19 protein-coding genes are annotated in these 25,386 nt (G+C 39.0%); 5 read left to right on the forward strand and 14 right to left on the reverse strand.

Annotated elements, in window-relative coordinates; translation table 11 throughout:
- Position 1 precedes the first annotated feature (1 nt).
- The 8 genes from HMPREF2613_RS07600 to HMPREF2613_RS07635 all read right to left on the reverse strand — a co-directional run bounded on the left by HMPREF2613_RS07600 (position 2) and on the right by HMPREF2613_RS07635 (position 9,314).
- Entirely contained in the window at positions 2-796 is a 795-nt protein-coding gene (locus HMPREF2613_RS07600) for a DUF4422 domain-containing protein (protein WP_064276701.1), read from the reverse strand.
- Positions 797-1,006: 210 nt separating this feature from the next.
- Positions 1,007-1,600, reverse strand: coding sequence for a sugar transferase (locus HMPREF2613_RS07605; protein ID WP_082888152.1), 594 nt, complete (start codon positions 1,598-1,600; stop codon positions 1,007-1,009).
- Positions 1,601-1,738: 138 nt separating this feature from the next.
- Positions 1,739-2,422 (reverse strand): tyrosine-protein kinase, encoded by a 684-nt coding sequence (locus tag HMPREF2613_RS07610; RefSeq protein WP_070479910.1) that lies wholly within the window; start codon positions 2,420-2,422, stop codon positions 1,739-1,741.
- 9 nt (positions 2,423-2,431) lie between these two features.
- On the reverse strand, positions 2,432-3,124 hold the full coding sequence (cpsC, locus tag HMPREF2613_RS07615) for a capsular polysaccharide biosynthesis protein CpsC (RefSeq protein WP_070479912.1): 693 nt from the start codon (positions 3,122-3,124) through the stop codon (positions 2,432-2,434).
- 8 nt (positions 3,125-3,132) lie between these two features.
- Positions 3,133-3,864, reverse strand: coding sequence for a capsular polysaccharide biosynthesis protein Cps4B (cps4B, locus tag HMPREF2613_RS07620; RefSeq protein ID WP_070479913.1), 732 nt, complete (start codon positions 3,862-3,864; stop codon positions 3,133-3,135).
- A 1-nt stretch (position 3,865) separates the two neighbouring features.
- Positions 3,866-5,311, reverse strand: a complete 1,446-nt coding sequence (locus HMPREF2613_RS07625; RefSeq protein ID WP_064276708.1) for an LCP family glycopolymer transferase CpsA — start codon at positions 5,309-5,311, stop codon at positions 3,866-3,868.
- A 241-nt stretch (positions 5,312-5,552) separates the two neighbouring features.
- Positions 5,553-7,511: a peptide ABC transporter substrate-binding protein gene (locus HMPREF2613_RS07630; protein WP_070479915.1), complete on the reverse strand. Its 1,959-nt coding sequence runs from the start codon at positions 7,509-7,511 to the stop codon at positions 5,553-5,555.
- 195 nt (positions 7,512-7,706) lie between these two features.
- Positions 7,707-9,314, reverse strand: a complete 1,608-nt coding sequence (locus HMPREF2613_RS07635; RefSeq protein ID WP_070479917.1) for a glycoside hydrolase family 13 protein — start codon at positions 9,312-9,314, stop codon at positions 7,707-7,709.
- Positions 9,315-9,466: 152 nt separating this feature from the next.
- Between HMPREF2613_RS07635 and HMPREF2613_RS07640 the strand changes: the two genes are divergently transcribed.
- Complete coding sequence (locus HMPREF2613_RS07640) at positions 9,467-10,951, forward strand: DUF1846 domain-containing protein (protein ID WP_064276711.1); 1,485 nt, start codon at positions 9,467-9,469, stop codon at positions 10,949-10,951.
- A gap of 94 nt (positions 10,952-11,045) precedes the next feature.
- On the forward strand, positions 11,046-11,528 hold the full coding sequence (locus HMPREF2613_RS07645) for an S-ribosylhomocysteine lyase (protein ID WP_004251981.1): 483 nt from the start codon (positions 11,046-11,048) through the stop codon (positions 11,526-11,528).
- 66 nt (positions 11,529-11,594) lie between these two features.
- Here the strand turns inward: HMPREF2613_RS07645 and HMPREF2613_RS07650 are convergent, their stop codons facing one another.
- Entirely contained in the window at positions 11,595-13,700 is a 2,106-nt protein-coding gene (locus HMPREF2613_RS07650; RefSeq protein WP_064276712.1) for an ATP-dependent Clp protease ATP-binding subunit, read from the reverse strand.
- 356 nt (positions 13,701-14,056) lie between these two features.
- Positions 14,057-16,381: a formate C-acetyltransferase gene (gene pflB / locus HMPREF2613_RS07655; protein WP_020901544.1), complete on the reverse strand. Its 2,325-nt coding sequence runs from the start codon at positions 16,379-16,381 to the stop codon at positions 14,057-14,059.
- A 239-nt stretch (positions 16,382-16,620) separates the two neighbouring features.
- Between pflB and dinB the strand changes: the two genes are divergently transcribed.
- Complete coding sequence (gene dinB / locus HMPREF2613_RS07660; protein ID WP_064276713.1) at positions 16,621-17,682, forward strand: DNA polymerase IV; 1,062 nt, start codon at positions 16,621-16,623, stop codon at positions 17,680-17,682.
- A 32-nt stretch (positions 17,683-17,714) separates the two neighbouring features.
- Here the strand turns inward: dinB and HMPREF2613_RS07665 are convergent, their stop codons facing one another.
- Together HMPREF2613_RS07665 and HMPREF2613_RS07670 are read right to left on the reverse strand one after the other, a co-directional pair.
- Positions 17,715-18,560, reverse strand: coding sequence for an undecaprenyl-diphosphate phosphatase (locus tag HMPREF2613_RS07665; RefSeq protein ID WP_061589580.1), 846 nt, complete (start codon positions 18,558-18,560; stop codon positions 17,715-17,717).
- Positions 18,561-18,620: 60 nt separating this feature from the next.
- Positions 18,621-20,510, reverse strand: coding sequence for a DUF2207 domain-containing protein (locus HMPREF2613_RS07670; protein ID WP_070479919.1), 1,890 nt, complete (start codon positions 20,508-20,510; stop codon positions 18,621-18,623).
- Positions 20,511-20,648: 138 nt separating this feature from the next.
- On the opposite strand from HMPREF2613_RS07670, the gene HMPREF2613_RS07675 reads away from it, so the two are divergent.
- Positions 20,649-22,214, forward strand: coding sequence for an ABC transporter substrate-binding protein/permease (locus HMPREF2613_RS07675; RefSeq protein WP_070479921.1), 1,566 nt, complete (start codon positions 20,649-20,651; stop codon positions 22,212-22,214).
- Entirely contained in the window at positions 22,214-22,954 is a 741-nt protein-coding gene (locus HMPREF2613_RS07680) for an amino acid ABC transporter ATP-binding protein (protein ID WP_049487447.1), read from the forward strand. Before HMPREF2613_RS07675 ends, HMPREF2613_RS07680 begins: the two co-directional genes overlap by 1 nt.
- 90 nt (positions 22,955-23,044) lie before the next feature.
- Here the strand turns inward: HMPREF2613_RS07680 and HMPREF2613_RS07685 are convergent, their stop codons facing one another.
- Together HMPREF2613_RS07685 and ilvA are read right to left on the reverse strand one after the other, a co-directional pair.
- A complete protein-coding gene (locus HMPREF2613_RS07685; protein WP_001130035.1) occupies positions 23,045-23,260 on the reverse strand; it encodes a capsule biosynthesis transcriptional regulator in 216 nt (71 codons plus the stop codon).
- An 844-nt stretch (positions 23,261-24,104) separates the two neighbouring features.
- On the reverse strand, positions 24,105-25,355 hold the full coding sequence (gene ilvA, locus HMPREF2613_RS07690; RefSeq protein WP_070479923.1) for a threonine ammonia-lyase IlvA: 1,251 nt from the start codon (positions 25,353-25,355) through the stop codon (positions 24,105-24,107).
- Positions 25,356-25,386 lie beyond the last annotated feature (31 nt).

Consider the following 25,386-nt stretch of genomic DNA (forward strand, 5'->3'; position numbering starts at 1 on the left):
TCTAAAAACTCTGTCCATATTTTTTCCCGAAAAATTTTGCTTGTAAGAAGGATTTTCCTTTTTGAATCAAGTCAATTTTCTCCATATAGATAAACGGTATCTCTTTTACTCGCAAATCTTGTTTCGCAATCCAAACATTAAACAAGCGTTCGCTTACACGTCCAAACAATCTCGCATCAAAAGCCGAATAACCTGTAATATCCAACCGTTTATATAACTCATTAATAATTGGAAATAACCACTCACAATATGCAGCTACATTATCTTTTGACATAATAAACATGTTAAACATATAGCCACTACGTTGTTTCATCACTTTATCAAATGTATCAATATAATCAGGATTTAATTCACTAATGATTTGGCGAGTGACATCTAAATGACCTCCATCATGAGTATGTGCATAGTGAGAATAGAGAGTCTCAATATAGTATTTTCTTTTACAGGGAACAACAACATCATAGTCCAGCATCATTTTTTCGACCTCTGATTTAGATAAAATAATGCTATCCATATTGATTTCTTCACGATAAGCTTGACTCTTAGATGTGAAATAACGACGGTAATGTACCAATCCAAGATAGTCACATTCTAAGTTTTTCCATGCCCAATAAAGTCCAGTTAATTCACAATAATAGGGATTCAAACACGAAATGTTGTCCCCTTCATTGTCACATTGGTATCCTAATTTCTCTTTTCCTTCACTACCAACATGAATAGGTAAATAAAGTTCAGTATCATCTGGCATTGTAAATTTCTTGTGTGTTGCAACGATAATTTTATAATTTTTTGTCATTTTAAAATCCAGTTAAACTTCCTACATTTATTGAAGGTAATTTGCATATATTGACATTCTATTTAATATTTCAATTAAAAAGATTATCAAACTAACAATTAATAAATACTGTTCCTAATTTTAAAAATGAAATCGAATACCAAAGTCATATTATTCGTACTCAATTTCACTTTCTAAATATCACATTCCATAATAGCAAAAACCCTATACTTAATGTGCCCCTTCTCTAGTTAAAACTTGTTTTATGGTTAAAAAGATAATTTTAATATCCAACCAAAATGACTGATTTTTAGGATAATACAATTCCATTTCACAGCGTTCAGGGTAGAACACATCACTTCTACCTGAAACTTGCCATATACCAGTGATACCAGGACGAACAGATAATAAAATTCTACGTTCTTCCTCAGTATACTCGTCTAACTCATTATCAAGAATCGGCCTCGGTCCAATAAGACTCATATCACCTAGCAATAAATTTATAAATTGAGGAAGTTCATCAATACTAGTTTTTCTTATGAAATCACCAATATTTGTAAGCCTTGGATCCTCATCTGGAGGTAATTTATAGCTATTTTTTTTATATTTTTCATACAGTTCTTCATTAAGTTCCAAGATTTCCTCTGCATTTTCAACCATTGATCTAAATTTAATAATTTTAAATTTTTTCCCTCCAAGACCTGCTCTATATTGTGTAAAAAAGATACTTCCCTTATATCCTTTTATTTTGTAAATAATTAAAATAATTAGATAAGAAGGCAGTACTATAAATATAGTTCCAAGAAATCCAATAATAAAATCCATAATCCTTTTAAAACTAATATAGATAACGTTATTCCGTTTCACTTAAAATCCCCTCTCATGTAGTAAACTAAAACAGTTTAAATTCTATGAGATATTTTTATCCCTTTCTCTTCCATAACTACTTCCTTAGTCTATCCCTTATTTTTTACCGTAAGAACCATACTCACCGTAAGAACCATATTTCTCAGCTGAAGTATTGAATTTATTTAATACAACTCCCAAAAATGGCTTATTCGTTTGTTCCAATTGATCTTTAGCCTTGAGAACATCTTTTCTGTTAGCCTCTCCTGCCGCAGTAACTAAAACAGATGCATCACATTTTTGTGTGATAATAGCTGCGTCGATAACGATGCCAATAGGCGCTGTATCAACAATAATATAATCAAAATATTTGCGAAGTGTATCAATCATAGTACTGAAGTTTTCACTTTGCAATAAAGCAGTTGGGTTGGGTGAAATAGACCCAGCTTGAACTACAAATAGATTTTCAACATTGGTATCACATAGACCATGAGATAGATCTGTTGTTCCAGATAAAAACTCTGTCAATCCAGTTATTTTTTCACGTGATTTGAAGACACCTGACATGACAGAATTCCGAATATCAGCATCTACTAACAAGGTCTTATAACCTGCACGTGCGAAGGCCCAAGCAATATTTGTAGAAGTCGTTGACTTTCCTTCACCCGGTTTCACAGAGGTGATAGAAATCACTTGTAAATTATTTCCACTCAATTGTATATTCGTACGCAAGGCATTATAGTATTCTTCCGCTTTTTTGGCCAGATCTAATTTTTTCTGTGCTATTTCTAATGTCGGCATATCTCTCTCCTATTTCAATTTATCCAAATTTGGAACAACTCCCAACAATGCGATTTGCATAACGTCTTCAATATCCTCTGGACGTTTCACTCGTGTATCAACCAGTTCAACGATAAGAACAGCGATAACTGTAAAGACTGTTCCTCCAAGTAGACCTATAATTGTATTTTTACGAATATTTGGAGAAGATGGTGCTGTAGCGGGACGAGCTTCTTCAAGTGTTGTGACATCAGAAACGCGTGTGATACTGATAATCTTTTCAGCAGCTACTTCTCTCAAGGAGTTAGCAATACGACTAGCTTCCTCAGGAACTCTATCATTAACTGAAATAGAAACGATACGGGTATCGACTGGTACAGTTACCTTGACTTTACTAGCCAAAGCTTTTGGTGATAGATCTAATTTCAAATTAGATGTCACCTTTTCCAAAACATCTTGAGACAAAATAATTTCACGGTAGTCTTTAACCAAGTATGATCCAGCTTGCAAGTCTTGGTTTGTCAAACCAGGCTTATCCCCCTGATTACGGTTGACTACATAAATCCGTGTAGTACTAGTGAACTCCGGTTTAACGATAAAAGCACTATAGGCAAAAGCTAAAGCTCCAGCTACAATTGCTACTAATGCAATTAGAATTTTTCTTTTCCAAAAAATTTTAAGCAGGTGAAATACATCGATTTCCATAGTATTTTGTTCTTTCATATTTTCTCCTAAATTATTTGATCCATTATAATTTTCCTAGGGTTCTCTACAAATAGCTCCTCCGCCTTGGCCCTACCATACTTTTTAGAAATAATCTGATAAGCATCCTCCATATAGGGAGGTCTACTATCTAGGTTATGCATATCACTTGCAATGACATGAACCAGGTCTCTCTCCAAAAAATATTGGGCTCTCTTTTTCATGAATTTATAGGTTTCACCAAAGAGCTTAGGTTTTAGAACATGAGAACTATTTACTTGCGTATAGCATCCCATATCAATCAGTTCCTGAACACGTTTTTCATTGTTTTCCAGAGCATCATAACGTTCAATATGAGCAATCACCGGGGTAATCCCCAACATCAAAATATTGCTTAATCCTTTATGAATATCGCGATAGGGTGTATTCATACTAAATTCAATCAAAGCATAACGACTGTTATTGAGAGTAGGAATGCGCTTGTTTTCTAATTTTTCTAGAACATCTGGAGTATAGTATATCTCTGCTCCGTAAGCAATGACCAAATCATCTGCCACTTCTTTAGCAATCTCACGAACCTTTAAAAAATTCGTCGCTATTTTTTCTTCTGGAGTCTCAAACATCCCTTTTCGACGATGGGAAGTCGAAACAATCATCCGAACCCCTTGATTATACGCTTCTCTTAAAAGGGCTTTGCTATCTTCTATAGACTTTGGCCCGTCATCTACATCAAAGACAATGTGAGAATGGATATCAATCATATCATCTTCCCTCCATCACATCTTGTATCGCACTTTTAGCAGCTGCTAAACTACTGTCATCGATTTCCATCATATAGAGGTTACTATCTGGCATAGCATAAGAAGGAAGTCCCATTCGGCCTGTACCTTTGAGGTCTTGAGAGTTGACTTTATAACTGCCACCACTCTCCAATTGAGTATTAACCAAATCCATCATCGTTTCGATAGGCATATTTGTTTGAAGGGAATCTTGCAAACCTTGAAGAATATCACTATAATTTTTCAATGCTTCGGTAGAAGTTAATTTCTGTATGATTGCGACGATCACCTTTTGTTGATTACGACCACGGTCACGATCCCCATCAGCTAAAGAATAGCGCTCACGCACAAAACCAAGAGCTTGCTCCGAGTCAAGATGAACGTTCCCTACAGGATAGAACTTCCCATTTGTATGAGCGGTAAACTCTTGATCATTATAGACATCAACTCCACCAAGGAGGTCAATCAATTTCAAGAAAGTTGTGAAGTTCAAGCGAACATAGTAGTTAATATCAACTCCATAAAGATTTTCCAAAGTATGAATAGAGGAGTCTACTCCATAAATACCTGCATGAGTCAATTTATCTTTTTGATTATTCCCTCCGTCTGCAATCGGAACATAGGAATCTCGAGGGGTTGTTGTCAATAGAATTTTTTTTGAATCTTGATTAACAGTCATCAAAATGTTGACATCTGAACGAGAAACTGAACTAATTGGTCCGTAAGTGTCAATACCACTCACATAGACATTGAAGGATTTGTTCTTAGAAACTTTAGGAGCAGCTACTTCTTTGGTGATATTTTTAGTGTAGATTTTCCTAATTTTTGATGCGTAATCAGGGTATTCAGATTCTATAATATTTTCAAAGACGCTATTTAAGACAATCGCTTTTGCTTCACCTGATACCAAACTCTTATAAGCTGCAAGGTATGAGGTGCTTTGTTCAACCGTCAATTCTTTGCTCTGACTAGTTTTGATATCAGCTATCAATTTTTGAATATTATCATTATCAGTATCCGTAGGTCCTGTAACACTATCTAATTGCGTGACATTATGAACGTCACTATCTTTCAGAACAACAACACTCATTGAGTATTCTGAGTAATTTGACGTAGAATTGATATGACTAGTAAAGCCGACAAATTGTTGCAGTGCAAAAAAAGAAACTGAACTCATTAAAATAGCTAGTGTTAAAAAGAAAATTGTAAACTTTTCTGCTTTTCTATAAATGATCAAAAGCAGACTCGCTAAAGCGACCAAAATCACTACAGTTGCCGTTATGACATTCAGGTATCTAAACGCCAATATATTATGTCTAAAAATCAAGAACAGCAAAAAACCACCCAATAATACATAAATGGTTAATAAAGCTATATTAATGCTCCGCTTAACTTTACCCGAACGGGCTCTTTTTGAACGTTTATTCATAGTTTTCCCCTATATGTTGATTATCAGAATTATTATATCACAATCATGAAATAATTTCCATTTATTCCTTTTTTTATCAGCGTTTTCAATACATCTTCTAAATGCACTCCGAAGGAATAATTGTTTTTTTATAACCTGTATAGTATCTATCGCTTCCTATTTTGACATTCTCGTTTCATAGACAGAGGAATACGAATCAAAAATATAACAAACAAGGTCCCTTACGGAACCTCGCTCATCTTTATTTAACATGATTTTCTGCTTCTTTTTGAGCTTTTTCGATTGCTTTTTTGCTTTCTTGCTCCCATTTAGTCTTAGCTTCTTCAAACTGTTTGGTTGTCACAGTATCTTTTTGCAGTTTCATGTACTTGTAGTTATTGCCGTCACCCTTGATGCCGACTAGTGAATAACCTCTTGTAAATGGCGTTACTTTGGTTACAGATGCTGTTCCACCGCTTGACATAGCTGACATAATCAGAGAATTATCAATCATCCAAGCCTGTGCTTCAGCATATTTTTCATAGCGTTTGGCTACATCTTTATTTTCGCTATCTGCATCTTTGAGCATCTTGGTGTAAGTATCAAGACCCAAGCTAGCAATCTTAGCTTTATCCTCTTGAGCATCTAAACCAAAAATCTTGAGGTAGAATCCATCCTCTGCATTGAAAGGATTGAGATAAGTTGACGGATCTTGGTAATCACCTACCCAACCATCAAAGTTCAAATCGTAGTCTCGATCAGCAGGCGTTGGTGCCAAGAAGGCTACGTTATTAAAATCATCTGTTGACAGTTGCTGAACATCAATGACAATGTTATCAGCGCCTAAAACTGACTCAAGGGTCTGCTTAACAGAGTTCATACCTGTCACGGCATTTTTACTTGTTTGATCAACTGCAACATCCAAGTGAATAGGGAAAGTCACACCTTGACTTGCCAATTCTTTTTTAGCTTCCGCAAATTTTGCTTGGGCTTTTTCTTTGTTAAAGTAGGCATCCTGAGCATCTGCCAAGTTAATACCTGACCATTCTGTGCCATAGTTGACCAATTTAGAAGCGACTACTTCTCCAAAGGTCTTGTCTCCCACTTGGACAAATGTTGGAGGCACTAGAGTGTTACGAAGGGTCTTGCTAGCTGCTTCTTCCCCATTTGACTGGGCAGAATAGGCTGTGCGGTCCAAGGCAAAGTTCACCGCTTGACGGAAGTTTTTGTTCAAGACAGCTGTCTCAGTTGATTTCTTCTGCTCATCTGTCGTTTTCGATGTATGGTTGTAAGCCTTACGGTTGACGTTGAAATTGAAGTACCAAGAAGTCTTGTCCTGCAAGCTATAAACGATATTATCCTTATATTTTTCTTTGGTCTTGGCGAAGTTAGAACTATTTGGATAAACCCCAGCGATTGAATAGGCTCCACTTTCAAAGTTACGGATAGTCAATTCTTGGTCTGAACCATCAAAATATGCCAATTTCACGTGTTCAATTGATACTTTGTCATGATCGTAGTAATGCGGATTTTTCACATACTCGATTGATGATTTTGATGTGAAATCTTTTAACAAATAAGGTCCGCTGTAGAGAATACTATCTGGAGATAAAGTCCCAAAATCTTTCCCTTTCGAGTTTAGAAACTCTTCATTTACTGGGAAAAGGATACTGTTGGTTGTTTTTGAATTCCAGTAAGGTTCTGGGCGTGCCAAAGTATACTCAACAGTCTGGTCGTCAATGGCCTTCACCCCAACCTTAGAAAAGTCAGAATCCGCTCCTGTAATATAATCATTCAAGCCCTTGATCGAGTTTTGAATCAAGTCAATGGCCTGTGATTTATTATCCACTGCATACTTAATCCCTGTCACAAAATCTTGTGCCTTGACTGGGGCGTACTCTTCACCATCAGCCGTGAACCATTTGGCATCTTTTCTCAATTTATAGGTATAAGTCAAACCGTCGCTTGAAACAGACCAGTCTTCCGCCAAAGATGGAACTAGGTTCCCGTGATTGTCATTTTCAAGCAAACCATCAACTAGGTTGGTAATGATGGCTGTATTATCAGCGTAGTAGTCTAATAGGTAGTTAAATGTAGTTGGATTTCCACTAAAGGTTGATGAGTAAGTTTTTGTATCTGAACCTGATTGTCCGCAAGCAGCTAAAAGCAAAGCAGCCGCAAAGGTCAGGCCTGCGCTAAGAACACGCTTTTTTGTATTCATCTTCTTTCTCCTTTATGTTAGTTTTTATAACATAAGTTTATTTTACCAAAATAGTGGGAATTTGTAAAGTTAATTGAATTTTGAGAATGAAAGTTTATAAACTTTAGTCATAAAAAAACAAAGGATTTCTGTCTTTCATACAGTCCTCCCTTATTTTTATACGATTTCATTTTTAAATTTTTCTTTAAAAAATATTTATAGTAATTCCACACAGAAAGCATCCCATGGAGCCAAGATTTGTTTTTCAAAAACTTCTTGAGCCACGGTGTTTTCAATCAAGACTGATTTAACATTTCCTTCTACTGTCAAGTCTTGTTCTTCATTAGACAAGTTAGTAACAACTAGGAAACGACGGTCACCGTCCTTACGGATATAGGCAAAGACCTTGTCAGCTGTATTAAGTAATTCAAAGTCAGCTCGTATCAGCCAGCTGTTCTCCTTGCGTATTTGGACGAGTTTTTGATAAGTATAGAAAATTGAATCTGGATTTGCCAGTGCTTCTTGAACGTTGATGGCTTGATAGTTTGGATTGACTGCTAACCACGGTTGACCTGTTGAGAAACCAGCGTTTTTGCTTTCATCCCATTGCATCGGAGTACGGGCATTGTCACGTCCGATTACACGGATACTGTCCATGATTTCTTCCATCGGAACACCTTTTTCAAGAGCTTCACGCGCATAATTGAGAGATTCAATATCTTCTACTTGGTCCAGCGTCTCAAACGGATAGTTGGTCATCCCAATCTCCTCACCTTGATATATATAAGGTGTCCCTCTCATCAAATGAAGTAAAATTGCAAAGGCTTTGGCAGATTTTTCACGATATTCTTGGTCATTTCCCCAGATAGAGACGATACGAGGGAGGTCATGATTGTTCCAGAAGAGCGAATTCCAACCGTCCTCAACTCCTAACTCTGTCTGCCATTTGTTGAAAATCTCTTTTAACTTAGCGATATTTAGCTCTTTTTGATAGTGCCACTTAGGTTGTCCTTCCTGATACTGAAGACAAATATGCTCAAACTGGAAGACCATGGACAATTCTTTCCCCTTTGGATCAGAGTAAAGTTTAGCGATTTCTGGCGTCGCTCCCCAGGTCTCTCCTACTGTCAAGAGATCTTTGTCGCCAAAGGTCTCCTGATTCATTTCCTTGAGATAGGGATGGAGCATAGGGCCGTTATTGACTACTTTCTCATCAGGAATTTTACCAATCATATCAATGACATCCATACGGAAACCGCCAATGCCTTTATCAATCCAGAAGTTCATCATCTCGTAAATTTTCTGGCGAAGTTTTTCATTCTCCCAGTTGAGGTCAGGCTGTTTCTTGCTGAAAAAATGGAGATAGTATTGACCCGACTTTTCATCGTATTTCCAAGCAGACCCACTAAAGATAGAATCTAAATCGTTAGGCTCATCCCGCCAGATATAGTAGTCTCGCTCAGGGCTATCAGGATTTTCACAGGCCTCGACAAACCAAGCATGTTCATCTGAGGTATGATTGACCACCAAGTCCATGATGATACGAATATCACGTTTCTTAGCTTCCGCGATCAGTTGGTCCATGTCCTCCATAGTTCCGAAAATAGCTGCAATCGCTTGATAATCAGCAATATCATAGCCATTATCATCCATAGGACTGTCATAAACAGGAGAAAGCCAAATCGCTGTAATTCCTAACTTGGCTAGATAGTCTAACTTACTGGTAATTCCTGGCAAATCGCCAATTCCATCTCCGTTGCTATCCATAAAGCTCTTAGGATAAACTTGATAGACTACGGCATTGTGCCACCACTTTTCTTGCATCTTCTTACCTCATTATTTTAATAATCTATAGTCTATGATAGCGCTTTTCAGATTTTTATGCAAGCGTTTGCCTAATCTTTTTGATTCCTTTTTTAACTCCATAGTTTCCTAACTTCCAATTTTTTATTATAATAGAGGTCAGAGGTAAAAAAATGAAAAAACAAGCTTTTAGTTCTGAACAATATTTGAATCTACAGCGCGACCACATTTTGGAGCGCATTAACCAATTTGACGGCAAGCTCTACTTGGAGTTTGGTGGCAAAATGTTAGAAGATTTCCACGCTGCTCGCGTGCTTCCTGGTTATGAGCCTGACAACAAAATCAAGCTCTTGCAAGAATTGAAAGAGCAAGTCGAGGTTGTCATTGCCATTAACGCTAGCAACATCGAGCATTCTAAAGCACGTGGCGACTTGGGCATTTCTTATGACCAAGAAGTTCTTCGTTTGATTGATAAATTCAATGAATTAGGGATTTTTGTCGGCTCCGTTGTCATTACACAATACGCTGGCCAACCAGCTGCAGATTCCTTCCGCAACCAACTTGAGAAAAACGGAATTGACTCTTATCTTCATTATCCAATCAAAGGATATCCAACGGATATGGATCACATCATTTCTCCAGAAGGCATGGGAAAAAATGACTACATCAAAACCAGTCGCAACTTGATCGTCGTAACTGCTCCTGGACCTGGTTCTGGAAAATTGGCAACTTGTATGTCAAATATGTACCACGACCAAATCAATGGTATCAAGTCTGGTTACGCTAAATTTGAAACCTTTCCAGTTTGGAATCTTCCCCTTCATCACCCAGTCAATTTGGCCTACGAGGCTGCCACAGCTGACCTTGATGATGTCAACATGATTGACCCCTTCCATCTCCAAACCTACGGAGAAACCACTGTCAACTACAACCGTGATATCGAGATTTTCCCAGTGCTCAAGCGCATGTTAGAACGTATCCTTGGTAAATCTCCATACGCTTCTCCGACAGATATGGGTGTCAACATGGTTGGTTTCGCTATTACAGATGATGAAGCTGCTGTCGAAGCTTCTAAACAAGAAATCATCCGCCGCTACTATCAAACTGTTCTTGATTTTAAAGCCGAAAAAGTTGGCGAAGCAGCTGTCAAGAAAATCGAGTTGCTTATGAATGACCTCGGCATCACACCAGCAGACCGTAAGGTTGCGGTTGCTGCACGCCAAAAAGCTGAAGAAACTGGCGGACCAGCCCTAGCCCTTGAATTGCCAACCGGGGAAATTGTCACTGGTAAGAACTCAGAACTCTTTGGTCCTACAGCCGCTGCTCTTATCAACGCCATCAAGAAATCAGCTAACATTGTTAAAGAAGTAAAACTAATCGAACCTGAAGTTGTTAAGCCAATCCAAGGTCTTAAGATCGATCATCTGGGTAGCCGCAATCCACGCCTTCATTCAAATGAAATCCTGATTGCACTTGCTATCACAGCTACGGAAAATCCTGATGCTGCTCGTGCTATGGAAGAACTTGGCAACCTCAAAGGAAGCGAAGCCCACTCAACCATCATCTTGACAGATGAAGACAAGAATGTCCTTCGTAAACTGGGTATCAATGTAACCTTTGACCCTTACTACCAATACGACCGCTTGTATCGTAAATAAAGATTTCAACCTCTCCACTCTCGGAGAGGTTTTCTCTCTGTCCCAGGAGCCAGCTTTATGTTATAATGATAGGAGAAAACTGAAAGGATTTACCATGTCAAAAGAAGTTATTGTTGAAAGTTTTGAACTTGACCACACCATTGTTAAGGCACCCTATGTTCGCTTGATTGGAGAAGAGACTGGACCAAAAGGAGATATCATTTCTAACTTTGATATCCGCTTGGTTCAACCAAATGAGGACTCTATTCCTACTGCTGGACTTCATACTATTGAGCACCTCTTGGCTAAGCTAATCCGTACTCGCATTGACGGTATGATCGATTGTTCACCATTTGGTTGTCGTACAGGGTTCCATATGATTATGTGGGGACGTCATTCTAGCGCTGAAATTGCAGCTGTCATCAAGGATTCGCTCAAGGAAATCGCTGAAACAACAACTTGGGAAGATGTCCCAGGAACAACTATTGAATCTTGCGGAAACTACAAGGATCACAGCCTCTTTTCTGCTAAGGAATGGGCAAAATTGATTCTCCAACAAGGAATCTCAGACGATGCCTTTGAACGTCATGTCATCTAATAATTAATAATAAAAAAAGAAACCAGCTTTTGAACTGGTTCCTTTTTTTATTTTCTAAATCTTGATTTAGGCTTTTTCACGAATGACCAAAACACCATCTTCCATGTCAGCTTCAAGGTGTTTAGCATCAAGGTTATCCAAGTGGAAGTCTGTGACTTTGTCACGGATTTGTTGTTCAACCACACGACGGAGTGGACGAACACCCATGACTTCATCGTAGCCTTCCTCAGTCATGTATTCTTTAGCAGCTTCGCTCACTGCCAAGTCAATGTCTTTCTTAGAAAGAGTCTTATTGACATCAATCAACATCAAATCAACAATCTTAGAAAGATCTTCCTTGCTCAAATGTGAGAATTCGATAACAGCATTGAAACGGTTGAGGAATTCTGGACGGAAGTAAGGTTTCAAACGATCCATCAATTCTGGTTTATCAGCATCTTCTGTCAAGTTAGCTTCGTAACCAAAGCCTGCGTTTGAAGTTGCGATAATCACCGTATTCTTGAAGTTGACAGTGTTACCTTGACCATCTGTCAAACGACCATCGTCCAAAACTTGAAGGAGAAGGGTGATGACTTGAGGGTCAGCCTTTTCAATTTCGTCGAGAAGGACGATTGAGTATGGATTGCGACGGACGCGTTCTGTCAAGGTATTGTTGTTGTCATCGTAACCAACATAACCTGCAGTTGTACCAATCAATTTAGATACGGCTGTGCGGTCACTGTATTCAGACATATCCAAACGAATGATCGCATCCTTGGTTCCAAACATATCTAGCGCCAATTGCTTAGCAAGCTCTGTCTTACCAACGCCAGTTGGTCCTACAAAGAGGAAGCTTCCGATTGGGCGATTGCCTTCATCAAAACCAGCACGGTTACGACGGATAGCACGAGCTACTGCTTCTACCGCCTTATCTTGACCGATTACCTTATCTTGCAAGCGATGAGCCATATCTTTCAAACGTTCGATATCTGACGCTCCCATTTGTGATACTGGGATACCCGTCATTCGTTCTACAGATTCAGCCACATCGTTGACACTTGCAGTCACTTTCATATCTTCTGTATGGTTTTCGATTTTCTTTTCCAATTCTGCAATGCGTGTTTTATAGTTTAGAGCTGCTTCAAAATCTTCTGCCTCAACTGCTTTTTCTTGCTTGTCTTTTTCTGCCTCAATTTCACGTTCAACAGCATGAACATCTGTTACTGGATGCTGAGCTGCCAAGTGAGCCGCCGTAACATCGACAAGGTCGATAGCCTTATCTGGCAAGCTACGTTGAGGAATGTATTGGACTGAATAATCTACCGCTGCTTTCAAGACTTCGTCTGGCAAGATGACATTGTGATGTTGTTGATAGAGATCACGAATTCCTTGAAGGATTTTATATGTATCCTCTGCTGAAGGAGCATTGACTTTGACTTCATTGAAACGACGAGCAAGAGCCGCATTCTTCAAGATGGTGTTACGGTATTCGTCTTGAGTCGTTGCCCCAATAACGGTCAATTCCCCACGAGATAGGGCTGGCTTAAGAATATCCGCAAGTCCCTTAGAACCACTGTCACCTCCAGTAGATCCAGCACCAAGTATTTGGTGAATTTCATCAAAGAAGAGAATGATATTTCCCGCTTCTTTCACTTCATTGACTAAGTTTTGAACGTTTTCTTCAAAACTACCGCGGTATTGAGTACCAGCTTCAAGTCCAGAAATATCAATGGAAATAATTTCCTTATTCTTAATAGCAGCTGGAACATCACCATTCACAATAGCTTGTGCTAGACCTTCGACAACTGCTGTCTTACCAACACCTGCATCTCCAACCAGAACAGGATTGTTCTTGGTACGGCGTGAAAGAATTTCAGATGTTTCTTGAATTTCCTTGTTTCGTCCGATAACAGGATCCAACTTGCCCTCACGCGCTTCTGCTGTCAAGTTTCGACCCAGTTTAGCAAGGACACCATCTTGTTTCATACCTGAAGCCTGTTGTTTCATTTGTCCATCAGCTTCTGCATTTCCTGGCAATTGACCAGTTGCACGATAGTGAGCAAATTCCTCAGGTGTGACTTCACGTCCATTAATCAAGTAACGGCGATTTTCAGAACTGTATCCTCGCATACCACCCATCAATTGGTTAAACAAATCATCCATGTTGTTAAAATTATTAAAGTTGTTGTTCATATTCTTTACCTCTTTTTATTTACTTAGTTATGATTACTGACATTGACTATCTTTGACTTTTATTTTAAAAAATTTAGACTAGCTAAATCGCTACTCTACGTACTATTTCTGGTTTTTCTTTTTCAAGCAGGAGTAGACTATCTTTACTTCTAAAGATTTCTAGATTAAACATAGACCCCACCTCTTTCTATTTTACTTTAAATAAGTGTTCTAGTAAGGCTTTCATTTACCTTACGTTCATAATATACTACATTAGTCAAAAAAGGTCAAGTAATTTGACTTTAATTGACCAATAAATTTTACAAAAAGAAGAACTAGCTTTTAACTAGTCCTTCTTTGTATTATTTTATATAATCTTAACTCAACGCATCCAAGGCATCATCCATTGAAAGAACTTCGTGGAAGACACGTTGTGTCAATTCAGTTTTTTGTTCTGGAGTGAGGTATTTAGTGTTTACACAATATCCAGAGATACGTACGATAACATCTTCACCTGACATGATTTTTTCGTAAACATCGTTCAAGTCCATAACGTTCAAGTTAACGTGTTGTCCACCGTTTTCGAAGTAACCATCAAGGATTGTTACCAAGTTATCAACTTGTTCGTCACGAGTCTTACCAAGAGCGCGAGGTGAAACTTGAGTTGTCAATGAGATACCATCAGCTGCATAACTAAAGTCAAGGCTAGAAAGTGAGTTCAAGTTTTGCAACCATCCACCTTTAGCTTTGTTAGATGGGTTAGCACCTGGTGAGAAGAATTCAAGTTTAGACAAGTTCACAGAACCATCTTCGTTGAGGTATACACCTTTGTGGACTGGTGAGTTACCAGTTTGTTTAGAGTAAGCAACGTTAGATGTGATAGTCAAAAGTGAAACTGTAGCTTCTGCATCTTTGTAAAGTTTGTGGCTACGTAGACGAGTTGTGTAAGCTTCAATCAACCATTCTGCCAATTCGTTTGAACGAGGATCATCTTCACCCCAACGTGGGTATTCACCGATTGTTTCGTAATCGTAGATATAGCCGTTTTCGTCACGGATTGGTTTAACTGTAGCGTATTTGATAGCTGACAATGTATCAACAGTGTTAGCAAATCCACAGATACCGAATCCCATGTTTGCACGTTGTTTAGTTGGCAAGAAGGCCATTTGAACAGCTTCGTAGTTGTACTTATCAGTCATGTAGTGGATGATGTTCAAAGCATCTACGTAAGTGTCAGTCAACCAGTCAAGAGATTTTTCAAAGTTTTCTTTAACTGATTCGAATTCAAGAACTTCGTCACGAATTGGTTCGATGTCAAATACTTTGTAGTCTTTGTGAACATCGTCGTAACCACCGTTCAAACCAGTAAGAAGCGCTTTCAAAACGTTTACACGAGCACCGAAGTACTGGATGTTGTGGCGTTGTTCTTCATTTTCTGGGTCAAGTGGAGAGACACAGCATGAAATACAGCTCATTTCACCATATCCGTCTTTGGCCATTGTTGTTACACCTTCGTATTGGATAGAAGAGTGTTTGTGGCTCATGTGCATACAGTAGCGACGGAAGTTGTATGGCAATTTGTCAGTCCAAAGAACTGTCAAGTTTGGTTCTGGAGAGTTACCGATGTTGTCAAGAGTGTTCAAGAAACGGTAGTCCATCTTAGTAACACGGTGACGACCGTCGTTACCCATACCAGCCATAGAAGTTGTGATGAATGTTGGGTCACCTGAGTACAATTGGTCGTAAGCTTTTGTACGAGCAAATTTAACTGTACGAAGTTTCATAACGAAATCATCAACAAATTCTTGGATTTCTGATTCAGTAAATGTACCACGAGCAAGGTCACGTTCTGCAAAGATGTCCAATACGATTGGCACACGACCTAGGGATGTAGCAGCACCGTTGATAACACGGCAGACAGACATGAAGGCGATGTTAACCCATTGGATAGCTTCTTTAACGTTCATCGCTGGTTTGCGAACATCAACTCCGTAAAGATCACCCAAGCGAACAACTTGTTGCAATGCTTGGTATTGAAGATTGATTTCTTCACGAAGACGAATTGTTTCTTCATCGATTTCTTCGATTGCATTCCAGTCGTTTACTTTTTCTTGCATCAAGTAGTCAGCACCGTAAAGAGCAAGACGTGCGTAAACACCGATGATACGTCCGCGTGAGTATGCATCTGGAAGACCAGTTACAGTGTGAGCGTGACGAGCGCGACGAATGTTTGAAGTGTAAGCACGGAAGATACCGTCGTTAACTGTTGTTACATATTTAGTGAAGATTTCGTGAACAGCTGGGTCTGGTTCGTATCCATTTTCTTTCAAAGTAGTTTCAGCCATACGGATACCACCTTTTGGCATGAAGTTCAATTTGAAGAGTTCATCGTTTTGGATACCAAAGATAACTTCATTTTCTTTGTCGATAAATCCTGCAGGGATATCAGCAATAGATGTTGGACGAGTGTCCATTGGGAAACGAGTTTCTTCGTAGTGAGCCTTAGTTTCTTCTACAATCTTTTTGATGTGAAGTGAACGTTCTGTTGGTCCTGCAAGGAAGCTTTCGTCTCCATCGTAAGGTGTGTAGTTAGCTTGTACGAAGCGTGATACACTTGCTTTTTCTTTCCAATCTACGCCTTTGAAGCCTTCCCAAGCTTTGTCAAAAATATCTTGTGCTTCAACAACTGTCTTAACAACCATGTTAATGTCCTCTTTTTTCTTTCTAGTAACAGTCATCTGTTACATTCATGAGACAAGTATACCACACAGTAACCGATTTCAACAAGTGGAAAAGGCCTATTTTTACACTTTCTTTTCTAAAACAGTCTATATTTCGCCCTAAACTGTATTATATTTTTGAAAAAAATAAAGCCTTTTTTCTTTTTTTCAGAAAAAAGGGTATAATAAAAGAAAATAAGCTGTAAAAAGGGGGGCCAGGCATGTTGATTTTTCCTTTGTTAAATAATTTGTCAAGAAAGATCATCCATATTGACATGGATGCCTTTTTTGCTGCGGTAGAAATCAGAGATAATCCTAAACTTAGAGGAAAACCTGTCATTATCGGAAGCGACCCTCGGCAAACAGGTGGGCGTGGTGTCGTTTCCACTTGTAGCTATGAGGCGCGAGCTTTTGGTGTCCATTCAGCCATGAGTTCTAAAGAAGCCTACGAACGTTGCCCCCAGGCCGTCTTCATCTCAGGAAATTATGAAAAATATAAAGCTGTGGGCCTCCAGATTCGAGCGATTTTTAAGCGCTATACAGATTTGATTGAACCCATGAGCATCGACGAAGCCTATTTGGATGTAACAGAAAATAAACTCGGCATCAAGTCAGCGGTCAAAATTGCTCGCCTCATTCAAAAAGATATCTGGCAAGAACTGCACCTGACTGCTTCTGCTGGCGTTTCCTACAACAAATTCTTAGCTAAAATGGCCAGTGATTATCAAAAGCCACATGGTCTGACAGTGATTCTACCTAACCAGGCTGAGGACTTTCTCAAACAAATGGATATTTCCAAGTTTCATGGAGTAGGAAAAAAGACGGTGAAAAGACTTCATCAAATGGGTATTTTTACTGGCGCTGACCTACTTGAAGTTCCTGAAGTGACCCTGATAGACCGTTTTGGTAGACTAGGTTATGACCTTTATCGAAAGGCTCGTGGCATCCACAATTCCCCCGTCAAATCCAATCGCATCCGTAAGTCAATCGGGAAGGAGAAAACCTATGGGAAGATTCTCCGTGCTGAGGAAGATATCAAAAAAGAGCTGACTCTCCTATCAGAAAGAGTCGCTCTCAATCTACATCAACAAGAAAAAGTTGGAAAAATTGTCATTTTGAAAATCCGCTACGAGGATTTTTCAACTCTTACTAAACGAAAAAGTCTTGCTCAAAAAACACAGGACGCTAGTCAGATAAACCAAATAGCCCTGCAGCTCTATGAAGAATTAAGCGAGAAAGAAAAAGGTGTCCGCCTATTGGGGATTACCGTGACTGGATTTTAAAACCTTGAAGAGCTGCCCCTTCAAGGTTTTTCTTATACAAATAAACGAACAAAGCTATAAAGCAATAAGATACTACCAAGCACGATGCGGTATTTACCGAAAAGGGTAAAGTCGTGTTTTTTCACATAGCTGGTCAAGAAGCGAATAGCGACCATGCTGACTGCAAAAGCTACTCCCATCGCAACCAAGAGCAAGAACAATTGCCCAAAGTTCAAGAGTTGTCCTGCTTTTACAAATTTGAAAATCTTTAAGGCACTGGCTCCAAACATAACAGGAATTCCAAGATAGAAGGTAAATTCTGTCACAACAGAACGACTAGTTCCATTCAACAAACCACCGACAATCGTTGCCCCAGAACGACTAGTTCCTGGTAAAAGGGCAAGAACTTGGAAAAGACCGATATAGAAGGCTGTCGTATAAGGAAGCTTGTCCAACTCTGTCACACTTGGCTCGATAGCACGCGCTTTATTGCGCTTTTCCAAATAGATAAAGGCAATCCCATAAATAATCAACATAAGAGCAACTGAAACCATGTTATGGAAGTGGGTATCAAACCAATCATCAAACTTAAATACAGCAAGCAAAGGTAAAGTAGCTACAAGAACTTTAGACCACAATTGCCAAGTTCGACGAACTTCCTGCTTGTCTTTACCCGGTTTAAAGGGATTGAGCTTATTAAAGTAAATAACCATGACTGCTAAAATAGCACCAAGCTGAATCACGACATTAAACATGGACATAAAAGCTTCATTCTGATTTTGGTATTGGATAAATTCCTCTGCTAAAATCAAGTGACCTGTACTTGAAATCGGCAGCCATTCCGTAATTCCTTCAACAATACCGAAGAAGATAGATTTTAAAATTTCAATAAGATACATAGATTACTCCTTTTTCTATCTTCCATTATAGCATATTTTTTCAGTCTGTGACAGTTCTCTTTAAAAGGCACCGATACTACCACCGCCTCCACCTCCGGAGAAGCCACCACCAGAACTTCCATTTCCAGAAGATACGGAATAGGTACTTGCTGTGTTTGCGATGCTGGCATAATGGCTCATTTGCGCGCTTGAATGATAAAACATACCGTGCCAGCCATAATCTACATAGAGATTGATATCTGGATTTCCCACTTTAATCTGATGAATCTTCATCAAATGGCTGACCTTGTCCGCATAACCAAATAAGGTCGCATAGACCAAAAGGCGATTCCAGACCACAATACTTTCCAATTCAGCCTGATCCAATCGCGCAATCTCACGTAACATATTTTCAAAACTGGTCCAGAGATAGTAGACTTCTGCCCCTGCTTCATTCAGGACACCATCACGATTATCTAGCCGAAGCTTCCAATAATAGAAAACAGCCAAAACCAAACCTAGAAAACCAAGTATTGGCAAGGGGAGGTATAAATAAGCATGAGCATCCAAACTGTACAAGAACAAACCAAATCCGATAAATAGGGGCAAGATAGTCAAGACACCCATACCTACTTGCAAGGCCTTTTCCAAACCAGTTAAAGGACGGTAGTAATCCGGAAGCCCCCAGAAGGTAACTCTATTTCTCACTCCTTCTTGCATCTCTTTCAATACTTCTTCAAAAGAAGATTTGAGCTGACGCCCCTTTGCTTGAATCCGTTTTTCATCAGAGACTTTTGCTCTACGATAAAGACTATCAGATACCTTGTAATCCGCAAACAAATTGGAAAGAGTTTCTTCTTTTTTGCCTGAAAAAGCCAGATTTAGGCAGTCTTTCTCAAAACTTGACAAACCATCTTCTTTTACCAGCCTCAAGCCAACTGCATCTCCTTCTGAAATGATAGAGACATTTCCACGATCTATCACATCTAACAAGGTAGCTTGAATAAGTTGGTCAAAGGTAAATTTACCTGCTCCTTTTGTTAGAGGACTCACTTCCTCCAAGGAGGTCGAGTAGACAGCTTCTGATAAAACCATAGGTTCTAATTCCATTGGTGGTTCATAGAGACGATGATTTTTTGCATATTTGACTGAAGGAGTGGCCTTTCTTCTATAGATGAAATAGAAGCAGACACTCAATAACAAGGAGATGGAAAGTATGGAAGGAAAGACCCACGTAACAAGTTGTTTACTCTGCTCCTTTTCTTTAACAATCGAGTCTTCTATCTTATTAAACTCTTCTAAACGATTCCCTTTCAATCCCTGATCCCTAGCGCTAGCAAAATCGGTCCGAGGCCAATAGGCATGCAATTCAACTCCACGCTTAGCCGGAAGATTGTCTAAACGGATAGTATAATCAAGGTTACTCTTTTCAACCGTTCCCTCTCTAAAGAGTTTCCCTGTATGGAAAAAGAGTTTTTCAGCTCCCTTGTCCCCCCTTACATGAAATTCAAACTTGCCAATAGTTCCTGAACTATCTGTCAGAGGTTGCCAATTTAATTCAGCGATGTCATCATATAGAAAAAGCAAATTTTTTAAATTCCATGTGAGGTCAACTTCAACTATGTCACCCTCCTGACCTGAATTGTAGACTTTCACAGTATAACCATTCGCTTCTTCTGTCACTTCGCTAGTAACATCTGTCAGTTCAGCACCGTTTTTCGCGGCCTGAACCTTTGGATGAGGGTCAATGTCAAACCCGCTAGGCATCTTACCAGCACGTCCAAGTCCTACGATTTGTCCCTTAAAGTCCTCCTCAAACTGATAAACTATCTTCTGTCTAAATTCTGCTGTATTGTCTGCATGAATATACAAATCCCCTTGATAAGAGTTTATCTTGAAATCAATGGCAAAAACAGAGAATGGCAAAAGGCAAAACAAGCCTAACACCAGTAAGAAAAAAGTTTTTTTCATCAACTAAGCCCCCTTTTTATCTTTGCTATCATTATATCATTTTTTCACAAGTAAGGGCTTACCTATATTGAAAAATAGAGTTTTTTTCGATAAAATAGGAGACAGTTATTTTTTAATAGATTAGAAATAGGAGAAATCATGAGAAAAATATACTTATCTATTTTCACAAGTCTCTTGCTGATGCTGGGACTTGTCAATGTTGCCCAAGCCGATGAATATTTACGCATCGGGATGGAAGCAGCATATGCTCCCTTTAACTGGACTCAGGACGATGATAGCAATGGAGCTGTCAAAATCGATGGGACTAACCAGTATGCTAACGGATACGATGTTCAAATCGCCAAGAAAATCGCTAAGGACTTAGGTAAAGAACCTTTGGTTGTTAAAACAAAGTGGGAAGGTCTAGTCCCTGCCCTTACTTCTGGTAAGATTGACATGATTATCGCAGGTATGAGTCCTACTGCCGAGCGTAAACAAGAAATTGCCTTTTCAAGCAGTTACTACACTAGCGAACCAGTTTTGCTTGTCAAAAAAGATTCTGCCTACGCAAGTGCTAAATCTTTGGATGACTTTAATGGTGCGAAAATCACTTCTCAACAAGGTGTCTACCTCTACGACTTGATTACACAAATCCCGGGTGCTAAAAAAGAAACAGCCATGGGAGACTTCGCTCAAATGCGCCAAGCTCTTGAGGCTGGTGTCATCGATGCCTATGTTTCTGAACGCCCAGAAGCACTGACTGCTGAAGCTGCTAACTCTAAGTTCAAGATGGTTCAAGTAGAACCAGGTTTCAAAACGGGGGAAGAAGATACAGCTATCGCCATTGGACTCCGTAAAGATGACAACCGTATTAGCCAAATCAATGCCAGCATTGAAACCATTTCAAAAGACGACCAAGTTGCCTTGATGGATCGTATGATTAAGGAACAACCTGCCGAAGCTACAACAACTGAAGAGACTAGCAGTAGTTTCTTTAGCCAAGTCGCTAAAATTCTTTCTGAAAACTGGCAACAACTTTTGCGTGGTGCTGGTGTCACTCTTTTAATCTCTATTGTCGGCACCATCACAGGTCTCATTATTGGCCTTGCCATTGGTGTCTTCCGTACTGCTCCTCTATCTGAGAATAAAGCCATTTATGGTCTACAAAAACTAGTCGGCTGGATCCTCAATGTCTACATTGAAATTTTCCGTGGTACACCAATGATTGTTCAATCGATGGTTATCTACTATGGAACTGCCCAAGCTTTCGGTATCAACCTTGACCGTACACTAGCTGCTATCTTCATCGTTTCGATCAACACCGGTGCCTACATGACTGAAATCGTCCGTGGTGGTATCCTAGCAGTTGACAAGGGACAATTTGAAGCCGCTACTGCTCTTGGTATGACTCATAACCAAACCATGCGTAAGATTGTCCTACCTCAAGTAGTCCGTAACATCCTGCCAGCAACTGGTAATGAATTTGTCATCAATATCAAAGATACATCTGTATTGAACGTTATCTCTGTTGTTGAACTTTATTTCTCAGGAAATACCGTGGCGACGCAAACCTATCAATACTTCCAGACATTTACAATCATCGCAGTGATTTACTTTGTCCTCACCTTCACCGTAACACGTATCCTACGCTTCATCGAGCGCCGAATGGACATGGATACCTATACTACAGGTGCTAACCAAATGCAAACGGAGGATTTGAAATAATGACACAAGCAATCCTTGAAATTAAACACCTCAAAAAATCCTATGGACAAAACGAAGTGCTAAAAGATATTTCTCTCACTGTCCACAAGGGAGAGGTCATCTCTATCATCGGAAGCTCTGGAAGCGGGAAATCAACCTTCCTACGCTCCATTAACCTACTTGAAACACCAACTGATGGTCAAATCCTTTATCATGGACAAAACGTCCTCGAAAAAGGCTATGACCTCACGCAATACCGTGAAAAGTTGGGAATGGTTTTCCAATCCTTTAACCTCTTTGAAAATCTCAACGTGCTTGAAAATACAATCGTCGCTCAGACAACTGTCCTTAAACGCGAACGTGCAGAAGCTGAAAAGATTGCCAAAGAAAACTTGGAAAAGGTCGGCATGGGAGAACGCTATTGGCAAGCCAAGCCAAAACAACTCTCAGGTGGTCAAAAACAACGTGTGGCCATCGCTCGTGCCCTTTCAATGAATCCTGACGCTATTCTCTTTGATGAACCAACATCAGCTCTCGATCCAGAAATGGTTGGAGAAGTCCTCAAAATCATGCAGGATTTAGCTCAGGAAGGCTTGACTATGATTGTTGTAACCCACGAGATGGAATTTGCCCGTGATGTCTCTCACCGTGTTATCTTTATGGATAAGGGCGTGATTGCTGAAGAAGGCAAACCAGAAGACCTCTTCACCAATCCTAAAGAAGAGCGTACAAAAGAATTCCTTCAACGTTATCTCAAATAAAAAGAAAAGGCTGCATCAACCGTGCAGTCTTTTTACTAACCAAAAAATGAAAAGGCAGACCCTATTCAAGAATCCACCATTATCCAAAGATTAATCTTCAAATTTTTCATGATTTTTATCATAGAAATCAATTAAACCTAGAGCCGTTTCAAACGAAATATTTTTAACTTTTGCACGACCCTGCGCTAGAGCAATGATAGACATTTCACGCGCATTCGTTTCTTTAGAGATACGGTAGCCTGTGATCTTCTTATCACGAACCCAGCCAACAACTGATTCTACTTTTTCAAAGTTTGACTTAGCCATGTCCTTCTCCTATTTTCTTCTTTACGATATTTAATTGTATACGTTTTTATGTGTTTTGTCAATAAAAAAACATATATTCAATAAAATTAATGATTTATTTTTCTGTTACTATCTTATTAAAGCCGATAATATATAGGTTTTTACTTACTATAAACCATTAGTAAATACCTTTAAAATAATTGTATTATTAACTCTTTTGTTTGTAAAAATATTCATAATTTACAAATGCCAGTTCGGGATAGGTTAGACAGGTTTTATCTTCAACTTTATTCTATTTATCCAACTTTAAAACAATATTTCTAATAGTGAAAGACTTTCTCTCCACACTATTACTAACTATTATTTCTCTTCTCCTTCTTTGATATTCTTCCTGCCTTTATAAGCACTTTTCACTTGATCAACTGGTACTATTTATTTACTTTATCAATATTCCTTTTTATTTCTTCAAACCTATAAAAAGATGAGTCGTTAGGAGACAATAGTATCCTATCTTCTAACATTTTCCACTGTTTTTATCTTCTTAGTATCTTATCACTCTTCTCAGTTAACTCAGTATAAGGTTTCTCATTAGTATTGATTATTTTTTCTAATTCCTATTATATTTAACCAAATTTCAGATTAGACATATATAAAATAGTGGATTCTAAAAATACTCCTTATATATAACAAGTAATTTTACTCTCTTACTATAAACTGAATCAAAAAATAATAGGTACTATAATGACTTGTGATAGAAATAGCGTAATCGATTTCCTAAGTCCATAGGAATCGCCCCCTTTCTTCACCCTCATTATAGCACCTATACATCAGTTGTGCAAATAATATGATATTTTTTTATTAGTCCTCAGACAAGCATATTATAGAGCGTTTCATTACCATTTAAGTTAATATAAGATGGATCAAAACCTTCCATTCGACGAATCAAGCCTGCATAATCATGCTTATCTGCCAAGGCAATCCCAATTAATACTGGTCCTGTCCCCTTGCTAGCTCGCTTAATATACTCAAAACGTGTGATATCATCATTTGGCCCCAAGATATCATTTACAAACTCACGCAAAGCCCCCGGACGCTGTGGAAAATTAACCACAAAGTAATGCTTGATCCCATCATAAATCAAGGCACGCTCTTCCATTTCCGGCATACGGTTGATATCATTATTTCCTCCAGAAATGATACAACAAATGGTTTTCCCCTTGATATATTCAGCCAAAACCTCTAAAGAAGCGATACTAGCCGCTCCAGCAGGTTCTGCGACAATCCCTTGCTTAGAGTAAAGGTCAATCAATGTTTCAGAAATCAGTCCCTCATCGACACCTACTAAGTTTTGAACATGTTGACGAGTTGCTTCATAGGTCAATTGACCTACCTTTTGTACAGCAATCCCATCCGCAAATTTGTCAATTTCTTTGAGTTTAACAGGTCCACCAGCTTCAAAGGCAGCTTTCATAGAACGTGCCCCATTAGCCTCTACTCCGATAACTTCAATTTCTGGACTTGTTTCCTTGATATAGGTAGAAACCCCAGCAATGAGACCACCCCCGCCAACAGGGACCAAAACAGCATCAAAATCAATCGATTCTTTTCGAGCTTCTTCTAAAATCTCATAAGCAACGGTTCCTTGGCCTGCTTGAACATGGGCATCATCAAAGGGATCAATAAAGGTACGATTTTCAGAGACTGTAAATTCTTGGGCTGCTTTGGCTGAAGCATCAAAGGTATCCCCAACTAGTTTAATGGTTACAAAATCCCCACCAAAAAAGCGAACTTGACCAATCTTTTGTTGCGGAGTAGTAATTGGCATAAAAATAGTAGCAGGAATTTTCATCTCATTACAAGTATAGGCAACTCCCTGCGCATGATTCCCCGCAGAAGCGCAGACTACCCCACGCTCACGTTCTTCCTTGCTGAGCTGGGAAATGGCATAATAGGCACCACGAATTTTAAAAGAGCGAACACGTTGAGCATTTTCCTTTTTCAAATAAATCTTAGCACCATACTTCTCCGATAAATAATGGTCATAATCAAGCGGTGTATTAACGACCACACCATTCAAGACCTTATGAGCCTTGATGATATCTTTTGAACTTAACATCTTTTTCTCCTAGACTATTTCATACTTATCT

The organism is Streptococcus sp. HMSC070B10 (genome assembly GCF_001808665.1).
Lineage (GTDB): Bacteria > Bacillota > Bacilli > Lactobacillales > Streptococcaceae > Streptococcus.